18 protein-coding genes and 1 other RNA gene are annotated in these 17,448 nt (G+C 60.7%); 9 read left to right on the top strand and 10 right to left on the bottom strand.

From position 1 onward, the window contains the following. Window positions 1-108: 108 nt before the first annotated feature. The gene (locus QMX98_RS13140) at window positions 109-780 is read left to right on the top strand and encodes a gamma-glutamylcyclotransferase (protein WP_010465019.1); all 672 of its coding nucleotides are present in this window, start codon (window positions 109-111) and stop codon (window positions 778-780) included. Here QMX98_RS13140 and glpT read toward each other — a convergent pair. Beyond that, the gene (glpT, locus tag QMX98_RS13135) at window positions 753-2,105 is read right to left on the bottom strand and encodes a glycerol-3-phosphate transporter (protein ID WP_010465017.1); all 1,353 of its coding nucleotides are present in this window, start codon (window positions 2,103-2,105) and stop codon (window positions 753-755) included. The two genes, QMX98_RS13140 and glpT, sit on opposite strands and share 28 nt — an antisense overlap. Window positions 2,106-2,345: 240 nt before the next feature. Then, entirely contained in the window at window positions 2,346-3,323 is a 978-nt protein-coding gene (locus tag QMX98_RS13130) for an NADPH:quinone oxidoreductase family protein (protein WP_282410877.1), read from the bottom strand. Window positions 3,324-3,473: 150 nt separating this feature from the next. On the opposite strand from QMX98_RS13130, the gene QMX98_RS13125 reads away from it, so the two are divergent. Further along, window positions 3,474-3,881 (top strand): flagellar basal body-associated protein FliL, encoded by a 408-nt coding sequence (locus QMX98_RS13125; RefSeq protein WP_010465012.1) that lies wholly within the window; start codon window positions 3,474-3,476, stop codon window positions 3,879-3,881. A 90-nt stretch (window positions 3,882-3,971) separates the two neighbouring features. Here QMX98_RS13125 and QMX98_RS13120 read toward each other — a convergent pair whose 3' ends face one another. From QMX98_RS13120 to QMX98_RS13105, 4 genes are all read right to left on the bottom strand, one after another. After that, window positions 3,972-5,090: an ABC transporter permease gene (locus QMX98_RS13120; RefSeq protein WP_282410876.1), complete on the bottom strand. Its 1,119-nt coding sequence runs from the start codon at window positions 5,088-5,090 to the stop codon at window positions 3,972-3,974. Continuing rightward, a complete protein-coding gene (gene rbbA, locus QMX98_RS13115) occupies window positions 5,090-7,813 on the bottom strand; it encodes a ribosome-associated ATPase/putative transporter RbbA (protein WP_282410875.1) in 2,724 nt (907 codons plus the stop codon). Before rbbA ends, QMX98_RS13120 begins: the two co-directional genes overlap by 1 nt. Further along, window positions 7,810-8,775 carry an efflux RND transporter periplasmic adaptor subunit gene (locus tag QMX98_RS13110; protein ID WP_077747167.1) on the bottom strand — a complete coding sequence of 322 codons (966 nt, stop codon included), beginning with the start codon at window positions 8,773-8,775 and terminating at the stop codon, window positions 7,810-7,812. The genes rbbA and QMX98_RS13110 overlap by 4 nt, the downstream gene beginning before the upstream one ends. A 121-nt stretch (window positions 8,776-8,896) precedes the next feature. After that, window positions 8,897-9,346, bottom strand: a complete 450-nt coding sequence (locus tag QMX98_RS13105) for an EVE domain-containing protein (protein WP_282410874.1) — start codon at window positions 9,344-9,346, stop codon at window positions 8,897-8,899. Between the two features lie 201 nt (window positions 9,347-9,547). Here QMX98_RS13105 and QMX98_RS13100 point away from each other — a divergent pair, with 201 nt between their 5' ends. After that, window positions 9,548-9,700, top strand: coding sequence for a hypothetical protein (locus QMX98_RS13100; RefSeq protein ID WP_007942433.1), 153 nt, complete (start codon window positions 9,548-9,550; stop codon window positions 9,698-9,700). A 35-nt stretch (window positions 9,701-9,735) separates the two neighbouring features. On the opposite strand, the gene QMX98_RS13095 is transcribed toward QMX98_RS13100, so the two are convergent. The 4 genes from QMX98_RS13095 to QMX98_RS13080 all read right to left on the bottom strand — a co-directional run bounded on the left by QMX98_RS13095 (window position 9,736) and on the right by QMX98_RS13080 (window position 11,160). Continuing rightward, window positions 9,736-10,341: a 5-formyltetrahydrofolate cyclo-ligase gene (locus tag QMX98_RS13095; protein WP_010465002.1), complete on the bottom strand. Its 606-nt coding sequence runs from the start codon at window positions 10,339-10,341 to the stop codon at window positions 9,736-9,738. 86 nt (window positions 10,342-10,427) lie between these two features. Continuing rightward, window positions 10,428-10,606: non-coding RNA, 6S RNA (gene ssrS / locus QMX98_RS13090), on the bottom strand. 30 nt (window positions 10,607-10,636) lie between these two features. Further along, window positions 10,637-10,954: a cell division protein ZapA gene (locus tag QMX98_RS13085; protein ID WP_007942435.1), complete on the bottom strand. Its 318-nt coding sequence runs from the start codon at window positions 10,952-10,954 to the stop codon at window positions 10,637-10,639. Further along, complete coding sequence (locus tag QMX98_RS13080) at window positions 10,951-11,160, bottom strand: TIGR02449 family protein (RefSeq protein ID WP_003213954.1); 210 nt, start codon at window positions 11,158-11,160, stop codon at window positions 10,951-10,953. Before QMX98_RS13080 ends, QMX98_RS13085 begins: the two co-directional genes overlap by 4 nt. A 124-nt stretch (window positions 11,161-11,284) precedes the next feature. Here QMX98_RS13080 and QMX98_RS13075 point away from each other — a divergent pair, with 124 nt between their 5' ends. The 6 genes from QMX98_RS13075 to QMX98_RS13050 all read left to right on the top strand — a co-directional run bounded on the left by QMX98_RS13075 (window position 11,285) and on the right by QMX98_RS13050 (window position 17,305). Next, a complete protein-coding gene (locus QMX98_RS13075; protein ID WP_010464994.1) occupies window positions 11,285-11,845 on the top strand; it encodes a YecA family protein in 561 nt (186 codons plus the stop codon). A 26-nt stretch (window positions 11,846-11,871) separates the two neighbouring features. Next, window positions 11,872-13,206 (top strand): Xaa-Pro aminopeptidase, encoded by a 1,335-nt coding sequence (gene pepP, locus QMX98_RS13070; RefSeq protein WP_154502140.1) that lies wholly within the window; start codon window positions 11,872-11,874, stop codon window positions 13,204-13,206. Continuing rightward, window positions 13,203-14,390, top strand: coding sequence for a 2-octaprenyl-6-methoxyphenyl hydroxylase (ubiH, locus tag QMX98_RS13065; RefSeq protein ID WP_083375501.1), 1,188 nt, complete (start codon window positions 13,203-13,205; stop codon window positions 14,388-14,390). The genes pepP and ubiH overlap by 4 nt, the downstream gene beginning before the upstream one ends. Further along, entirely contained in the window at window positions 14,383-14,868 is a 486-nt protein-coding gene (locus QMX98_RS13060) for a DUF4442 domain-containing protein (protein ID WP_010464988.1), read from the top strand. Before ubiH ends, QMX98_RS13060 begins: the two co-directional genes overlap by 8 nt. A gap of 9 nt (window positions 14,869-14,877) precedes the next feature. Next, window positions 14,878-16,095 carry a 2-octaprenyl-3-methyl-6-methoxy-1,4-benzoquinol hydroxylase gene (locus QMX98_RS13055; RefSeq protein ID WP_282410880.1) on the top strand — a complete coding sequence of 406 codons (1,218 nt, stop codon included), beginning with the start codon at window positions 14,878-14,880 and terminating at the stop codon, window positions 16,093-16,095. A gap of 205 nt (window positions 16,096-16,300) precedes the next feature. Further along, window positions 16,301-17,305 carry an extracellular solute-binding protein gene (locus tag QMX98_RS13050; RefSeq protein WP_083375503.1) on the top strand — a complete coding sequence of 335 codons (1,005 nt, stop codon included), beginning with the start codon at window positions 16,301-16,303 and terminating at the stop codon, window positions 17,303-17,305. Window positions 17,306-17,448: the final 143 nt, after the last annotated feature.

The raw sequence follows: 17,448 nt of genomic DNA, 5'->3' as shown, positions 1-17,448 counted from the left end.
AACTGTGCCATGGCACTTAAATTGCCTTAAAACATATGTGCCTTATTGTTACAGCGGTGCGTTCTATTTAGTAATTCTTTATCCGCGGGGAGCTGAACGCTATTCGCCATGAGCGCCATTGAATCTTCATTTTTGAATCTGGCTTACCCTCCGCGGCTCGATCTGGGACCGCAGCTTACGCACGAACAATTACTCAGCTCGATGCAGTCGACCATGGCTCGACACAAGGGCGGGCCCGTCTGGTTATTCGCTTATGGTTCGCTGATCTGGCGCCCTGAATGTGCGGCGGTGGAGCGAGTGCGCGGCCGAGTGCATGGCTACCATCGCGGGTTATACCTGTGGTCCCACGAACATCGCGGCACGCCGGAAGTCCCTGGTCTGGTCTTTGGCCTGGATCGCGGCGGTTCTTGCAGCGGCTTCGCTTACCGTTTGCCCGAAGAACAACTGGAAGCCTCGCTTTATGCGCTTTGGCAGCGCGAAATGCCGTTCCCGTCCTATCGCCCACACTGGCTCAACTGCCGTCTCGAAGACGGAAGCCAGGTTCAGGCGTTGGGGTTTGTGTTGGAGCGACACTTGCCCAGCTATGCCGGCAACTTGCCGGATCATGTGCTGAGCCATGTGTTCGAAAACGCTTGCGGGCGTTACGGCACCACTCGCGATTATGTCGAGCAGACCGCTAACGCCCTGCGTAGCCACGCCATGCCAGACCGGAATCTGGAGGCGCGGCTCAAGCGCTGCCAATCAAAAGCCGATCAGGCGATCGCTTCTTCTCGGGTCTGACTGGCGATTTGCTTGTGCCCCAGCGTGGGCGCCAGGAACGCCATTGCCAGCAAGCAGGCGGCGACCAACAGGATGAAGCCGCCATCCCAGCCGAAGTAGTCCACGGTGTAGCCCATCAGCGCACTGGCCGCGACTGACCCGCCCAAGTAACCGAACAGACCGGTAAAGCCCGCGGCAGTACCGGCGGCCTTTTTCGGTACCAGTTCCAGCGCTTGCAAGCCCACCAGCATCACCGGGCCGTAGATCAGGAAGCCGATCGCGAACAGCGAGATCATGTCGACCATCGGGTTACCCGGCGGATTCAGCCAGTACACGATCGTCGCAACGGTCACCAACGCCATGAACACCATGCCGGTCAGGCCACGGTTGCCACGGAAAACCTTGTCCGACATCCAGCCGCACAGCAACGTGCCCGGAATGCCTGCCCACTCATAGAGGAAATACGCCCACGAACTCTTGTCGAAGTCGAAGTGCTTGACCTCTTTGAGGTAAGTCGGTGCCCAGTCCAGGATGCCGTAGCGCAGCAGGTAGACGAAGACGTTAGCCAGGGCAATGAACCAGAGCATTTTGTTGCGCAGCACGTATTTGACGAAGATGTCCTTGGCGCTGAATTCTTCTTCGTGGCTGGCGTCGTAGCCTTCCGGGTAATCGTTCTTGTACTTCTCGATCGGCGGCAGGCCTGTCGATTGCGGCGTGTCGCGCATCACAATGAACGCAAACACGGCGACGAGCAGCGCCACGGCGGCCGGGACGTAGAACTTGCTGTGCCAGTCGTTGAACCAGCCCATGCCGAGAATCGCCAGCGGGCCGATCAAGCCACCGCCGACGTTATGCGCGGTGTTCCAGATCGACACCACTTGGCCACGTTCTTTCTGCGACCACCAGTGCACCATGGTGCGGCCACTTGGCGGCCAGCCCATGCCTTGCGCCCAGCCGTTGATGAACAACAGGATGAACATCATGGTCACGCTGGATGTCGCCCACGGTGCGAAACCGAAAACGAACATCACCCCGGCGGAGACCACCAGGCCGAAGGGCAGGAAGTAACGCGGGTTGGAGCGGTCGGACACGATGCCCATCAAAAACTTGGACAGACCGTAGGCGATGGCAATCGCCGACATGGCCACACCCAGTTGACCCTTCGTATAGCCTTGGGCGATCAGATCGGGGAACGCCAGGGTGAAGTTCTTGCGCAGCAGGTAGTAACCCGCATACCCGATGAAAATCCCGGCGAAGATCTGCCAGCGGAGGCGTTTATAGGTGTCGTCTATTTTTTCTTCAGGCAATGGAGCCTGATGTGCGGCAGGACGAAAGAAAGCAAACATTCAAGAGCTCCAGATTTCTTGTTTTGACTGCGGATGCGAATGTTACAGTTTCGTTACCGAAAATAGCACCGGTTCGCATCGACCAAACAGCGGAAATGTGGGCAGTTGCGTGTTCCTTTATGAACATGTCGCACAGGTATAAGTGAAGGGCGTTATGGGAATGGTCCTGGGCGGCGGTTGATGAGGCATTTCAAGCGTCCTGAAAAAGCGGCCCGGACAATCCGGCCCGCTTTTTAAGGTTCAGCGAACCTGTACCACCACTTTCCCGACCGCTTTGCGCTGGCCAAGATCATTGATCGCCTGCGCCGCATTGCTCAGCGGATACACCTGCGAAACCAACGGCCTCAGTTTGCCCTCGGCAAACCAGCCAAATAACTGCTGGAAGTTCGCCGCGTTGTCCTGCGGCTGGCGTTGGGCAAACGAACCCCAGAACACGCCGACTACGGCCGCGCCCTTGAGCAGCGCCAGGTTCACCGGTAGTTCCGGAATGCGTCCGCTGGCGAAGCCGACCACCAGCAAGCGGCCGTTCCAGGCGATGGCGCGGATGGCCTGGTCGAACAGATCGCCGCCGACCGGGTCGTAAATCACGTCGGCACCCTGGCCGTCGGTCAGGCGTTTGATTTCGTCCTTGAGGCTGGTTTCGCTGTAGTTGATCAGTTCATCGGCGCCGGCTGCCTTGGCCACCGCAAGTTTTTCGGCGCTGCTGGCGGCGGCAATCACGCGGGCGCCCATGGCTTTGCCGATTTCCACGGCGGCCAGGCCAACACCGCCGGAAGCGCCGAGCACCAGCAGGGTTTCACCCGGTTGCAGGTTGGCCCGTTGCTTGAGTGCGTGCATCGAGGTGCCGTAGGTCATGCTGAACGCGGCGGCGGTGTTGAAGTCCATCGAGGGCGGGATCGGCAGCACGTTGTAGCCCGGCACGGCGACCTGCTCGGCGAAACTGCCCCAGCCGGTCAGGGCCATGACCCGGTCACCGACCTTGAGGTGGCTGATTTTTTCGCCCACTGCACTGACCACACCGGCCGCTTCGCCACCCGGGGAAAACGGGAAGGGCGGCTTGAATTGGTATTTGCCCTCGATGATCAGCGTGTCCGGGAAATTCACCCCGGCGGCATGCACGTCCAGCAGGATTTCATTCTTCTTCGCGACAGGGCTGGCGACGTCTTCCAGCACCAGCGATTCGGCAGGGCCGAAGGCTTTGCACAGCACGGCTTTCATCAGGGCTATTCCTTTGGGAGTGATGGCCGATAAGTGTAGGTGTGTGAGTCGATGGGTCAACGAGCATGCCCGACCCTGATAGTCAGCCATAAGCTTGTGCTTGAGCGGCGGGTCGTTATGCTAGGCCGCAAACCGGATAAGGAGCGAATTGTGAAAGCGTGGATCATGTTGTTGCTGGCCCTGTCTCTGCCTGTGGCAGCGATGGCCGAAGAAGCCAAAGAAGGTGAAGCTCCGAAGGTCAATTACATCACCCTGAGCCCGCCGTTCGTGGGCAACTATGGGCTGGACGGTACGCCGAAGCTCAAGGTCTACAAGGCCGATGTGGCATTGCGCGTGACCGGTGAGGAGGCGACCAAGGCAGTGAAGGCCAACGAGCCGTTGATCCGTAATCAGCTGGTGGCGTTGTTTGCCCAGCAGACGACCGAAGCGATGAGCAACGTTGAAGCCAAGGAGAAGCTGCGTCAGGAAGCCCTGAAGCAGACTCAGCAAGTGATGAACGATGAGACCGGCAAGCCGATGGTTGAGGATTTGTTGTTCAACAACCTCATCATTCAGTAAGTCTCTCGCTGCCCGGGCCGGCCTCTTCGCGAGCAATCCCGCTCCCACAGGACCTGAGCAGAACCCTGTGGGCGCCGGCTTGCCCGCGATTCAGGACGCCAGGCTCTTGCGAAACCGCATCAGCGCCACGCTAAAAAACAGCAGGCCAATGACGCTCAATGCCAGCAAGTCCGGCCACACCACATTGATCCCCGCGTCGCGAAACAGTATCGCGGCGCTGAGGCTGACGAAGTGGGTCGATGGCGAGCCCTGCATGACCCATTGCAGCCATTGCGGCATGCTGTCGAGCGGCGTACTGCCGCCGGAGAGCAGCAACATCGGGATGATCACCGGAATCGCCAGCAGGCCGAATTGCGGTGTCGAGCGGGCGAGGGTCGCAAGGAATATCCCCAGCGCTGTGCTGGCGAACAGATAAACGGCCGTCACCATCAGGAACAGGGTCATGGAACCGGCCAGCGGCACGCCGAGTGCACCTTTGACGATCACCTCCAGCGAGATCCAGGTGCACAGCACCACCACCAGCATGTTGCTCCAGATTTTCGCCAACATGATTTCAAGCGCCGTGAGGGGCAGCACCAGCAAATGGTCGAGGGTGCCGTGTTCGCGCTCACGCAGCAACGCTGTGCCGGTCAGGATGATGGCGAGGATGGTGATGTTGTTGACGATTTGAATCACCGCCAGGAACCAGCCGCCCTCCAGATTGGTATTGAACAGCGCTCGGGTGGTCAGCAGCACGGGGGCTTTGCTCGCTGCATCGCCTTGTTCACTGTAGGTCTGCAGTTCGCGCTGGAAAATCCGTCCGATGTAGCCCGCCCCCATGAAAGCCTGGCTCATGGCCGTGGCGTCGACGTTGACCTGCACGGCTGGCTGGCGGCCAGCCAACAGATCTGCCTGGAAATTGGCCGGAATATTGATGACGAAGGTGAATCGACCGCTGTCCAGCACATCGTCCAGTTGTTCATAGGGCAACGACACCGGCGCCTGGAATTCCGGCGGCTGCAGGGCTTGCGCCAATTGTCGTGACAGGTGGCTGTGATCTTCATCGACCATGGCCACGCTGGCGTTGTGCACGCCAATCACCGAGCCCGCGGCCGGCATGTAGATCGCGACGGTGAAGGCATAGAACAGGAACAGCAGCAACACGCTGTCGTGTCGCAGGCTGGTGAGTTCCTTGAGGCCAAGTCGCAGGATGTGCGCAAGCTTGTGCATCAGGCCTCCTGCTTTTTCAGCATGGCCAGGCTAAGGCCGGTAAACCCCAGGAAGAACCCGAACAGTGCCAGGCATTGCGGCCACAACTGCCGGATATCCAGGGCCTTGGTAAACGTGCCAACGGCAATATCAAGGAAGTAACCCGCCGGGAACAGCATCCCCATGACAGCAGCCGCGCCATCGAGTGACGAGCGCGGCACGATCAAGCCGGAAAACTGAATGGTCGGCAGACTGGTAATGATCATGGTGCCGAGAATGGCGGCAATCTGGGTTCGGGTGAACGCCGAAATCAACAGGCCCATGCTGGTGGTCGCCAGCACGTAGAGCAGCCCGCCGAAGGCCAGGGTCAGGCCGCTGCCCTTGAAAGGCACGCCGAACAGCCAGCGATTCATGGCCGTCAGGACGGCGAGGTTGATCAAGCTGATGGCCAGATATGGCGCTTGCTTACCTAGCAGGAACTCCAGTCGCGTCAGCGGTGTGGCGTAGAAGTTGGTGATCGAACCCAGTTCTTTCTCCCGCACGATGCCCAGCGCCGTCAGCATGGCCGGGATGAACGCCAGGATCAGCGCCATCACCCCGGGACCGATGGCGTTGACGCTGACGACATCCTGGTTGTAGCGGAAGCGGGTTTCCAGTTGGGCTGCCGCTTGCCGGTTCAGTGCGGGGCTGGACTGCTCGGCCAATTGCACCAGGTTGGCCAGGTGTACCGCTTCCACGTAATTGCGGCTGGTTTCGGCGCGAAACGGCATGCCGCCATCGAGCCAGGCCGCGACAGCGGGTTGGCGACCGGCGAACAAGTCCCGGCCGAATCCCGGCGGGATTTCCAGCGCCAGTTTGATTTCCGAGCGCTGTAATCGTCGATGCAATTGCGCCGGATCGCTGATGGGCGGTTGTTCGTCGAAGTAACGGGAGCTGCGGAAAGCCTCCAGATACGCCCGGCTTTGTGGCGTCTGGTCCTGGTCGTAAACCGCGAAGGCGAGTTTTTCCACATCCAGGGAAATGCCGTAGCCGAAGATCACCATCATGAACATCGCCCCGAGCAGGGCAAAGGCCATGCGCACTTTATCGCGCAGCAACTCCTTGCTTTCACGACTCGCCAGCGCCCGCAACCGTCCAAAACTGAAGCGGCTGTCTTGCATCGGGGCGACGGGGGCGAGCGTCGTGTCGATGGGCGTTGGTGGCGCCGCCGTTGCGATCGGCCCCTGGGCCTGCTCCAGGCAGGTGACGAACGCCGCCTCCAGAGTCTGGCCCTTGAACTGCAGTTGCAGAGCCGCCGGGGTGTCGCAGGCCAGGACCTTGCCGGCGTGCATCAGCGAGATGCGGTCACAGCGCTGGGCTTCGTTCATGAAATGCGTGGAGAGGAAAATCGTCACGCCCTGTTCGCGGGACAATTCGATCAGCAGCCGCCAGAAATCATCCCGTGCGGCCGGGTCGACGCCGGACGTCGGTTCGTCGAGGATCAGCACTTCGGGGCGATGCAGCACCGCCACCGCCAGGGATAAGCGTTGGCGCAGGCCCAGTGGCAGTGCTCCGGACGGCTGATGAGCGACGCTGCCCAGGTTGAAGCGCTGGATCAGCTCATCGATGCGTTGTGCGCTCTCGGCCTTGGGCAAATCGAACAGTCGGGCGTGCAAGTCCAGATTCTGCCGCACGCTGAGTTCGCCATAGAGCGAGAAGCTCTGGGACATGAAGCCGACGCGCTTGCGGGTAGCCAGATCCTTGGCATTCACTGGATTGCCCAGCAGCGTGGCGCGGCCTTCGCTGGCCGGGATCAGCCCGGTGAGGACTTTCATGGTGGTGGTTTTGCCGCAGCCATTGGAGCCCAGAAACCCGAAGATCTCGCCGCGGCCGATGGCGAAGCTGACCTTGTCCACCGCCGTGAAATCGCCGAAGCGCAGGGTCAGGTCATGGGCTTCGATGGCGATGTCGGCCGTGGCGTTGGTTCGGGCAGGGATCACCAGCGGCTGGTTGTCACGGCCGCTGTCGCCCTGAAAGTGAGTAAAGGCCTCATCGAGCTTGCCGCTGGGGGTCGCTGCCCCGAGGTCGCGGGTCAAGCCGGCGGCAATCAGTTTGCCGCCATCGAGCATCAGGCAGTGTTCGAATTGCTCGGCCTCTTCCATGTACGCGGTGGCAACCAACAGCGTCAATTGCGGACGTTGACGCCGGACGTCATCAATCAATTCCCAGAAGCGCCGCCGGGACAGCGGATCGACGCCGGTGGTCGGTTCATCGAGGATCAACAGGTCGGGTTCATGAATCAGCGCACAACAGAGGCCGAGCTTCTGTTTCATGCCGCCCGATAACTTGCCCGCCGGGCGCTCGGCAAACCGCTGCAGGTCGGTGGCCAGCAACAGACTTTGCATGCGCTGATCGCATTCGGCTCCGGACAGGCCGAACAAAGTGGCGAAGAAGTGAATGTTTTCGCTGATCGACAGCTCGGGATACAGGTTGCCGCCCAGGCCTTGAGGCATGAACGCAATTCGCGAATAGAGGCTGATACGGTGGCGCCGGTCCTGGATCGAGCCGCTGAGCACGTTCAGTTGGCCGTCTTGCAGCGTCTTCACGCCGGCAATCAATCCCAGCAGGCTGGATTTCCCGGCGCCGTCCGGACCGATCAAGCCGCACCGGGTGCCGGCGGGCAGGCTGAACGTGATGTCGGTCAGCACCTGCTGTTGGCCGTATCGGTGCTGAAGGCCGGTGGCTTGCAGCGCCAGGCCAGTCATTGAAGATTGGCCGGCCAGCCAATGGGCGCGGTGCGCACGTAGCCGTTACCGGGCATCCCCGGTTTGGCCTGGGGCACGCTGCTGGGTTGGGTCAGGCGCAGCTTGACCCGAAACACCAGTTTCTGACGTTCGTCGCGGGTCTCGACTTCTTTGGGGGTGAATTGCGATTTGGCTGCCACGAAGCTGATTTTCGCCGGCAACGGCTGGCCGGGCAGGGCGTCCAGCAGGATCCGCGCTTCATCACCGACCGCCAGGCGTCCCACTACGGATGTGGCGAGATAGAGGTTCATGTACTGATCGTTCGGATCAATCAGCAACAACACTCGCCCACCGGCACCGAGGACTTCACCGGGTTCGGCCATGCGCAGCTGAATCACCCCGTCAATGGGCGCCCGCAGGCTGCTGTCGTCAATCTCGCTGGTCAGCTGAGCGACTTGTGCCTGCGCCGCGCCAATGGCGGCGCCGACGGCGGACACCTGCGCACGGGCCGCGGTGACGGCCGCGTTGCTCGTTTCGAAGCGAGATTGTTGCTGATCGATGGTCTGGCCACTGGAGAAGCCGCGTTTGAACAATTCCTGAGAACGGCTGAGCTCTTGGTGGGCAAGCCGTTGCTCGCTCTGGCGCAGTTGCACATTGGCCTGGGCGGCATTGAGGTTTTCCCGGGCGCGTATCACTTCGGCTTCGGCCTGGTTGCGCTGAGCTTCGAGAGTCCGGGTGTCCATGCGTGCCAGCAGCTGACCCTTGGTCACCTTGTCGCCTTCATCGACCAGGACTTCGGCCAGCCGGCCGGCTGTTTTGCTGGCGATCTGTACTTCAGTGGCTTCAAGTCGGCCATTACCGACATACAACCCTTCGGGCAGTCGGCTAAGGGTCGACTTCCAATAACCAAAACCCCCAGCGGCCAGTAACACTGCCCCCAGTAAAAAGGCGAAAAAAAGTGAAGAGCGGCGGTGAATCGACATGTCGGCATCCTGCGTCTGTAGCGTCGTAGTCTGACAGGCAAGCGGCGGGGCGACTTGATATCCGTCAACGGGGTGTCACGTCTGACCGATCCAGGCCAGAGCGTCGGGCGGTTCAGCTTGTTTAGCGCAGGCCGAGCACCACTGTCCATTGCTCGGCGGTAACCGGCATCACCGACAACCTTGAGCCTTTCTGCACCAATGGCATCTCGGCCAACGCCGTCTGCTGCTTCAAGTAATCCAGCTTCAACACCTTGGGAAACGTCTCGACATGCGCAACATCAATCGCGCTCCAGGCGTTTTTCTCTGGCGTGGCCTTTGGATCGTAGTAATGACTTTCCGGCTCCAGCGCCGTTGGGTCCGGATACGCCGCTTGAATAATCTTTCCGATCCCGGCAATCCCGGGCTCCGGGCAGCTGGAGTGATAGAAGAAAAACTCGTCGCCCACCGCCATCGTCCGCAAAAAGTTTCGCGCCTGATAGTTGCGAACCCCATCCCAGCGCGCTTTGCCAAGCTTCGCCAGGTCTTTGATCGAGAGTTCATCGGGCTCGGATTTCATCAGCCAATAGGCCATGGTTTTTGCTCCTTGCGATGTGATTGGGCAAGTTGTCGGGCAATTTTATGACAAACCGACAGTCGGTTGACGCCAGCGTTTGCGTGTCAGTTCACGTTGCCGCAAAATGCCGGCCTTCTAAGCTTGACGCTGCTGCACGGCCTACACCTACAACGGAAACCGCTGCTGTCATCGTGTTGATGTGCCTTTGGGGGGCAATCGATGAAACGCAAACCGGATTTACTATGGATTTTGGTTATTTTGTTCGGCCTCGGCGTCGTGACCACCGGCTATGCCCAAAGCCTGTGGAACAACAAGACTGACGCGCCAATCGAAATCGCACAGCAACAACAGCCATCGGCCTTCAAGCGCTGAGCCTGTTTTTCGGGCGCCGCTGATTCCAGTGGCGTCTAGCCTGCGAAATACCACGCCTTGTCGGTAACCGTTCCTTGCAACGGCACATCCCAGCTCGCCTGAGCCAATCGTTCTACCTTCTGACATTCATGGGCCAGGCCCAGCAGCGTCGGCTTGCGCCAGTTTTTTCGCCGCGCCAGGTAGGCGAGGCTTCGATCGTAGAAACCGCCGCCCATTCCCAGGCGGCCGCCGACGTCGTCAAATCCCACCAATGGCAACAGCACCAGGTCCAGCGCCCAGACTTTGCGCTGGCGGGCGAGGTTGTGCCGGGGTTCGAGAATACGAAAGCGGTTGGGTTTGAGTTTTTCACCGGGACGAATCCGCTGGAACACCATTTTGGTCCGCGGCCAGGCACTGAGTACCGGTAGATAAGTCGCCTTGCCCCGACGTTGCGCCGCGCGCAGCAACAGGCGCGGGTCGATTTCACCGTCGGTGGGCAGGTAGAGGGAGATGTGTTTGGCCCGGCGAAACAACGGCTGCTGAGCCAATTGCTTGTACAGCCCGCGAGCAGCCTGGCGTTGCTGACTGGGGGTCAGTGCGCGGCGGGCCTTGCGCAGCATGCGTCGAAGTTGCGGGCGGGGCAGCAGCGCAGGTTCGGTCATGGATTCAGGCTTCGACAGGACGGATACGTAAAGCGTACCCGTAAAAAAGCCGATGCCGGTATTTAAACCGGCATCGGACTGGAATCAGGCTCCCCGGATGAACCGCTGCTGACTTAGCCCTTGAACCCGAAAGTTCAAGGTGGAAGATGCAGTAGGCTTTAAGGCTTTCCGTCTAGCGGACATGCACACCAGCCCAACGTGCAGCCTCCAGGGTAGTGCGAATCGGCTCAGGGACGTGGTCAACTGGCAAGCACCCCAGGGAGTGATGCGAGTATACCCCAAGCGGTTTCGTGTTTCAGCCCTTGGTGACGTCCGGATCGGTGGCGAGCACCAGATCGACGCGATCCAGCAGGTCGCGAACCTGCTCGCGAGTCGAGCCACTGGCCTGCACATCCGGGCGTTCTTCCTTGTGCAGAAGATCGTGCGTGATGTTCAGCGCGGCCATCACGGCAATGCGGTCGGCGCCGATGACTTTGCCGCTGCTGCGGATTTCACGCATCTTCCCGTCCAGGTAACGGGCGGCGCTCACCAGGTTGCTGCGCTCTTCCTGGGGGCAGATGATCGAATATTCTTTATCGAGGATCTGCACGGTAACGCTATTGCTTGAACTCATGAGTCTTGCTCCAGGGCCTTGAGGCGCGAAATCATTGATTCGACCTTACGCCGGGCGATTTCGTTCTTTTCAATGAGGTGAGCGCGTTCCTCGCGCCAGGTTTTTTCCTGAGCTAATAGGAGTCCGTTTTGACTCTTAAGTTGCTCGACCCGATTAATTAGCAGTTCGAGTCTGGCCATCAGCGCTTGCAGGTCGGTGTCTTCCATTGTGTCCACTGAATAGTCTGATGGGGGTAACGGGCGGACAGCCTTTAATAGTCTTGGCGAGTCTGTCGATGTAGGATACAAGGCCTTCATTCTAGACATAGCGCCGTCTGGCGCCTAGCTGCCCATGCCCATTCAGAATTCCCCGTACCAAGCCTTCGCCACCCTGCTGACTTCCAGCGGTCATAACGTCTCGCCTGCCGAACTGCACGGCCTGCTGCTCGGCCGCAGCTGCGCCGGTGCCGGTTTCGATGCCGAAGGCTGGCTGGTCGATGCCGCCGAACTGCTCGAAACTGAGCCCCAGGATAATGTCCGCAATGCCTTGATCGGCTTGCAGGAGATGGTCAAGGGCGAGCTCACCGGCGACGACGTCACTGTCGTTCTGCTGCTGCCGACCGATGACGCGCCACTGGCTGACCGTGCCGCGGCACTGGGCCAATGGTGCCAGGGCTTTCTCAGCGGTTTCGGCCTGAACTGCCGTGACAGCAGCATGCTGAGCACCGAAGCCACCGAAGTGTTGCAGGATCTGGCGGCCATTTCCCAGGTGCAAGACGCCCTGGAAGAGTCCGAAGACGGCGAAAGCGACTACATGGAAGTGATGGAATACCTGCGCGTTGCGCCGCTGCTGCTGTTCTCCGAAACCAAAAAAGCGGAAGAGCCGGCTGCGGCCAAGCCGTCGCTGCATTAATTGTTGCCAGGGAACGCCATCTGCCCATGATTCATATCCCGAAATCGGAATACAGCCGTCGCCGCAAGGCCCTGATGGCGCAGATGGAACCCAACAGCATCGCCATCCTGCCCGCCGCCGCAGTAGCCATACGCAACCGCGACGTCGAGCACGTCTACCGGCAGGACAGCGACTTCCAGTACCTCAGCGGCTTCCCCGAGCCTCAGGCCGTCATCGTACTGATGCCCGGTCGCGAACATGGCGAGTACATTCTGTTCTGCCGTGAACGCAACGCCGAGCGAGAACTGTGGGACGGCCTGCGCGCCGGCCAGGAAGGCGCGATCCGCGACTTCGGCGCCGACGATGCGTTTCCCATCACCGACATCGACGACATCCTGCCGGGCCTGATCGAAGGGCGCGACCGGGTGTATTCGGCCATGGGCAGCAACCCGGAATTCGACCGGCACCTGATGGAGTGGATCAACGTGATCCGCTCTAAAGCGCACCTCGGCGCCCAGCCGCCGAACGAATACGTTGCCCTGGATCATCTGCTGCACGACATGCGCCTGTATAAATCGGCGGCAGAAGTGAAGGTGATGCGCGAAGCCGCACGGATTTCCGCCCAGGCGCATATCCGGGCGATGCAGGCCAGCCGGGCCGGGCTGCACGAGTTCAGCCTCGAAGCCGAACTCGATTACGAGTTCCGCAAGGGCGGGGCGAAGATGCCGGCCTACGGTTCGATCGTCGCCGCCGGGCGTAACAGCTGCATCCTGCATTACCAGCAGAATGACGCCGTGCTCAAGGATGGCGACCTGGTGTTGATCGATGCCGGTTGCGAGATCGACTGCTACGCCAGCGACATCACCCGCACCTGGCCAGTCAACGGCAAGTATTCAGCGGAGCAGAAAGCGATTTACGAGTTGGTGCTGGCGTCGCAAGAAGCCGCATTCGCCGAAATCGCCCCGAACAAACACTGGAATCAGGCGCACGAAGCCACGGTCCGGGTGATTACCTCCGGTCTGGTGAAGTTGGGCCTGTTGCAGGGCGACGTCGACGAGTTGATCGCCAGCGAAGCCTATAAAGCGTTTTACATGCATCGTGCCGGCCATTGGTTGGGCATGGATGTGCATGACGTCGGCGAATACAAGGTCGGCGGCGAATGGCGGGTGCTGGAAGTCGGCATGGCGCTCACTGTGGAACCGGGCATTTACATTGCCCCGGACAACCAGAACGTAGCGAAGAAATGGCGCGGCATTGGCGTGCGCATCGAGGACGACGTGGTGGTCACCAAAAACGGTTGTGAAATCCTGACCCAAGGCGTGCCGAAAACGGTCGCCGAGATCGAGGCCTTGATGGCTGCTGCGCGGACAAAAGCGGCATGAGTCGAGTCAATCTGGCAATTATCGGTGGCGGCCTGGTGGGCGCCAGCCTCGCATTGGCGTTGCAGGCCGGGGCCAAGGCCCGTGGCTGGAAGATCGTGCTGATCGAACCGTTTGCCCCCGGCGATACGTATCAGCCGAGCTATGACGCCCGTTCTTCGGCGCTGTCCTACGGGGCCAAACAGATTTATCAACGGTTGGGCGTGTGGCAGGAAATCTCCCGCCGCGCCGAGCCGATCAAGCAGATTCATGTCTCCGACCGTGGACGTTTTTCCACCGCACGTTTGTCGGCGATGGAAGAGGGCGTGCCGGCGCTGGGTTATGTGGTGGAAAACGCCTGGCTCGGCCAATGCCTCTGGCAGGGCCTGGACAAGGATGTGGTCACTTGGCGTTGCCCGGCGGAAGTCACGCGCATGGAACCGCTGACCGATGGCTATCGCCTGACCCTCAACGATGAAACCACCCTGGAATGCGACCTTGCGGTGCTCGCTGATGGCGGCCGCTCGGGCCTGCGCGAGCAATTGGGCATCGGCATCAAAAAGCGTCCGTACAACCAGAGCGCACTGATTGCCAACATCACCCCGAGCGAAGCGCATAACGGCGTGGCCTTCGAGCGCTTCACCGATGACGGCCCGATGGCGTTGTTGCCGCTGCCGGACAACCGCTGCGCCCTGGTCTGGACCCGCTTGGGGATGGACGCGCAACGACTGGCGGCGCTGGATGAGCGCAGTTTCCTCAGCGAGTTGCAGGGCGTGTTCGGTTATCGCCTTGGCACCCTGAAGCAGGTGGGCGCGCGGCATCTGTACCCATTGACGCTGATCGAAGCCGAAGAGCAAGTGCGTCCGCATCTGGCCATCCTCGGCAACGCCGCCCACAGCCTGCACCCGATTGCCGGCCAGGGCTTCAACCTGTCGTTGCGTGATGCTCAAGCCCTGGCCGATGCGCTGCTGGCGAGCGACACGTCGCCCGGCGACTTCGCGACCTTGCAGGCTTATCGCGAGCGTCAGCGCATGGATCAGAACCTGACTGTGGGGTTCTCCGATCAGGTGACCCGTTTGTTCGGCAGCACCCAGCCACTGGTTTCGCTGGGCCGCAACATCGGCCTGCTCGGTCTCGATCTGCTGCCGCCGGCCAAGCGCTGGTTCGCCCGGCAAGCCATGGGCCTGGGTACGCGTCCCGATGCTTAAGTGGCTGACTGATACGTTCGGTAAAGCGCGGTTGATGCGGTGGTTCATGACCTTCTACCCGCCGTACCTCGGTGCCGGGGTGCGGGTGCAGCACATCAGCGATGACTTCCGGGACATTCAAGTGTCCATGGGACTGAGTTGGTACAACCGCAATTACGTCGGTACCCAGTTTGGCGGCAGCCTGTATTCGATGGTCGACCCGTTCTACATGCTGATGCTGATGGAAAACCTCGGTCGTCAGTTCATTGTCTGGGACAAGGCTGCCGACATCGATTTCATCGCGCCGGGCAAAGGGCCGGTGTTCGCCCGCTTCAGCATCGACGAGACCTTGCTCGACGAGATCCGTCGACAGACAGCGAACGGCGAAAAGTACCTGCCGCAGTTGCAGGTCGATATTCATGACGGTGCTGGCGCCCTGGTGGCGCGGGTGCAGAAAACCCTTTACGTGCGGCTCAAACCGCAAGCGAGACAGGCTTAAAGCATGGAAATGCGCGCAGATCTGCTGATTGTCGGGGCCGGAATGGTTGGCAGCGCCCTGGCGCTGGCGTTGCAAGACAGCGGGCTGGAAGTCCTGTTGCTGGACGGCAGCCCGATGAGCGTCAAACCCTTTGATGCCAAGGCGCCGTTTGAACCGAGGGTGAGTGCCTTGTCGGCGGCCAGCCAGCGCATTCTCGAGCGCCTGGGCGTGTGGGACGGCATCGCCAATCGCCGAAGCAGCCCTTACACCGACATGCAGGTCTGGGATGGCAGCGGCACCGGGCAGATTCGTTTCTCGGCCGCCAGTGTGCATGCCGACGTGCTGGGCCATATCGTCGAGAACCGCGTGGTTCAGGATGCCTTGCTGGATCGTCTGCACGACTGCGACCTCGGGATGCTGGCCAATGCGCGTCTGGAGCAGATGCGCCGCTCCGGCGATGACTGGCTGCTGACCCTGGCCGATGGTCGCACCTTGCGCGCGCCCCTGGTGATAGCGGCGGATGGCGCCAATTCGGCGGTGCGGCGCCTGACCGGCGTGGCCACGCGCGAGTGGGACTATCTGCACCATGCGATCGTCACCAGCGTGCGCAGCTCCAAACCTCATCAAATGACCGCGTGGCAGCGCTTCACCGACAACGGTCCATTGGCGTTTCTGCCGTTAGAGCGGGACGGTCAGCAGGATTGGTGTTCGATCGTCTGGTCGACCACGCCGAGCGAAGCCGAACGCCTGATGGCGCTGGACGACGGCGCTTTCTGTCTCGAATTGGAACGCGCCTTTGAAGGCCGGCTCGGCACGGTGCTCAGCGCCGACCCGCGTTTGTGCGTGCCGCTGCGTCAGCGGCATGCCAAGCGATATGTGGCTGAAGGTTTGGCGTTGATCGGTGATGCGGCGCATACCATTCACCCGCTGGCCGGGCAGGGCGTCAACCTCGGTTTTCTCGACGCCGCTGTGCTGGCCGAAGTGCTGCTGCAAGCGGCAGGGCGCGGCGAGCGATTGGCGGATGTGAAGGTGCTGAGTCGTTACGAGCGTCGGCGCATGCCGCACAACCTGGCGTTGATGGCGGCGATGGAAGGCTTTGAACGCTTGTTCCAGGCGGATCCGTTGCCAGTTCGCTGGTTGCGTAATGCCGGGTTGAAGATGGTTGACCAGATGCCGGAAGCCAAGGCGTTGTTCGTGCGCGAAGCGCTGGGGTTGATCGGGGATTTGCCGGCGCTGGCCAAGGCCTGACATCTTCATTGCGGCAGACGGCCTCGCTCCCACAGTTGAAATGCATTCCCCTGTGGGAGCGAGCCTGCTCGCGATGGCGTTGGTACATTCACACCCCATGTCGACCATGCAACATTTGGTAACGCCTCCGCGAACTGTTCGATTGAGAAGCTAAATGTGAGTCCTTATCATTTGCCCTCAATTTTCCAATCGAGAGATCGCTCCCATGTTGGCACCGAAGCGTCTACTGACTGCACTCGCCCTGACCCTGATCGGTAGCACCACTGCCCAGGCCGCCGACGAGGTGGTGGTTTACTCCTCGCGTATCGACGAGCTGATCAAGCCGGTCTTCGATGCCTACACCGCGAAAACCGGTGTGCAGGTGAAGTTCATCACCGACAAGGAAGCGCCGTTGATGCAGCGGATCAAGGCCGAGGGCGAGAACGCCACCGCCGACCTGCTGCTGACCGTCGATGCCGGCAACCTCTGGCAGGCGGAGCAGATGGGCATCCTGCAACCGTTCACCTCCAAGGTGATCGACGCCAACATCCCGCTGCAATACCGCTCCTCGGCTCACGCCTGGACTGGCTTGAGCCTGCGGGCCCGGACCATCGCCTACTCCACCGCGCGGGTGAAACCGGGCGAGCTGACCACTTACGAAGCGCTGGCCGATAAAAACTGGGAAGGTCGCCTGTGCCTGCGCACGGCGAAGAAGGTCTACAACCAGTCCTTGACCGCTACCATGATCGAAGTGCACGGCGCCGAAAAAACCGAGAAGATCCTCAAAGGTTGGGTCAACAACCTGTCCACCGATGTGTTCTCCGATGACATCGCGGTGCTGGAAGCGATCAACGCTGGCCAATGCGACGTCGGCATCGTCAACACTTACTACTATGGCCGCCTGCACAAACAGAAGCCTGACCTGGCCGTGAAGCTGTTCTGGCCGAACCAGGGCGATCGCGGCGTACACGTGAACCTGTCGGGCATCGGCCTGACCAAGCATGCACCGCATCCAGAAGCCGCCAAAGCCCTGGTTGAATGGATGACCACCCCTGAAGCGCAGAAGATCTTCGCTGACGTGAACCAGGAATTCCCGGCTAACCCTGCGGTTCAACCGTCTGCGGAAGTGGCGAGCTGGGGCAAGTTTGTGGCGGATACGCTACCGGTGGAAATTGCCGGCAAGCGTCAGGCTGAAGCGATTCGCATGATGGATCGGGCTGGCTGGAACTGACTTCACCGTTATTGTGGCGAGCGGCTACCTGTGGCGAGGGAGCTTGCTCCCGCTGGGCTGCGAAGCGGCCCTGTTGGCGTCGACAGGTCAGGATCGAGATGATCTGATAACCTCCTGCGGCTGCTTAGCACCCGAGCGGGAGC

The sequence above is a fragment of the Pseudomonas sp. PS02303 genome, from assembly GCF_029959925.1.
Lineage (GTDB): Bacteria > Pseudomonadota > Gammaproteobacteria > Pseudomonadales > Pseudomonadaceae > Aquipseudomonas > Aquipseudomonas mandelii.
This window is presented reverse-complemented; position numbering and strand designations above follow the sequence as displayed.

Excerpts from the sequence above, each read along its gene's own strand:
- QMX98_RS13140 (WP_010465019.1), top strand. The coding sequence starts at position 109 with ATGAGCGCCATTGAATCTTCATTTTTGAATCTGGCTTACCCTCCGCGG.
- glpT (WP_010465017.1), bottom strand. The coding sequence starts at position 2,105 with ATGTTTGCTTTCTTTCGTCCTGCCGCACATCAGGCTCCATTGCCTGAA.
- QMX98_RS13130 (WP_282410877.1), bottom strand. The coding sequence starts at position 3,323 with ATGAAAGCCGTGCTGTGCAAAGCCTTCGGCCCTGCCGAATCGCTGGTG.
- QMX98_RS13120 (WP_282410876.1), bottom strand. The coding sequence starts at position 5,090 with ATGCACAAGCTTGCGCACATCCTGCGACTTGGCCTCAAGGAACTCACC.
- rbbA (WP_282410875.1), bottom strand. The coding sequence starts at position 7,813 with ATGACTGGCCTGGCGCTGCAAGCCACCGGCCTTCAGCACCGATACGGC.
- QMX98_RS13110 (WP_077747167.1), bottom strand. The coding sequence starts at position 8,775 with ATGTCGATTCACCGCCGCTCTTCACTTTTTTTCGCCTTTTTACTGGGG.
- QMX98_RS13105 (WP_282410874.1), bottom strand. The coding sequence starts at position 9,346 with ATGGCCTATTGGCTGATGAAATCCGAGCCCGATGAACTCTCGATCAAA.
- QMX98_RS13100 (WP_007942433.1), top strand. The coding sequence starts at position 9,548 with ATGAAACGCAAACCGGATTTACTATGGATTTTGGTTATTTTGTTCGGC.
- QMX98_RS13095 (WP_010465002.1), bottom strand. The coding sequence starts at position 10,341 with ATGACCGAACCTGCGCTGCTGCCCCGCCCGCAACTTCGACGCATGCTG.
- QMX98_RS13085 (WP_007942435.1), bottom strand. The coding sequence starts at position 10,954 with ATGAGTTCAAGCAATAGCGTTACCGTGCAGATCCTCGATAAAGAATAT.
- QMX98_RS13080 (WP_003213954.1), bottom strand. The coding sequence starts at position 11,160 with ATGGAAGACACCGACCTGCAAGCGCTGATGGCCAGACTCGAACTGCTA.
- QMX98_RS13075 (WP_010464994.1), top strand. The coding sequence starts at position 11,285 with ATGCCCATTCAGAATTCCCCGTACCAAGCCTTCGCCACCCTGCTGACT.
- pepP (WP_154502140.1), top strand. The coding sequence starts at position 11,872 with ATGATTCATATCCCGAAATCGGAATACAGCCGTCGCCGCAAGGCCCTG.
- ubiH (WP_083375501.1), top strand. The coding sequence starts at position 13,203 with ATGAGTCGAGTCAATCTGGCAATTATCGGTGGCGGCCTGGTGGGCGCC.
- QMX98_RS13060 (WP_010464988.1), top strand. The coding sequence starts at position 14,383 with ATGCTTAAGTGGCTGACTGATACGTTCGGTAAAGCGCGGTTGATGCGG.
- QMX98_RS13055 (WP_282410880.1), top strand. The coding sequence starts at position 14,878 with ATGCGCGCAGATCTGCTGATTGTCGGGGCCGGAATGGTTGGCAGCGCC.
- QMX98_RS13050 (WP_083375503.1), top strand. The coding sequence starts at position 16,301 with ATGTTGGCACCGAAGCGTCTACTGACTGCACTCGCCCTGACCCTGATC.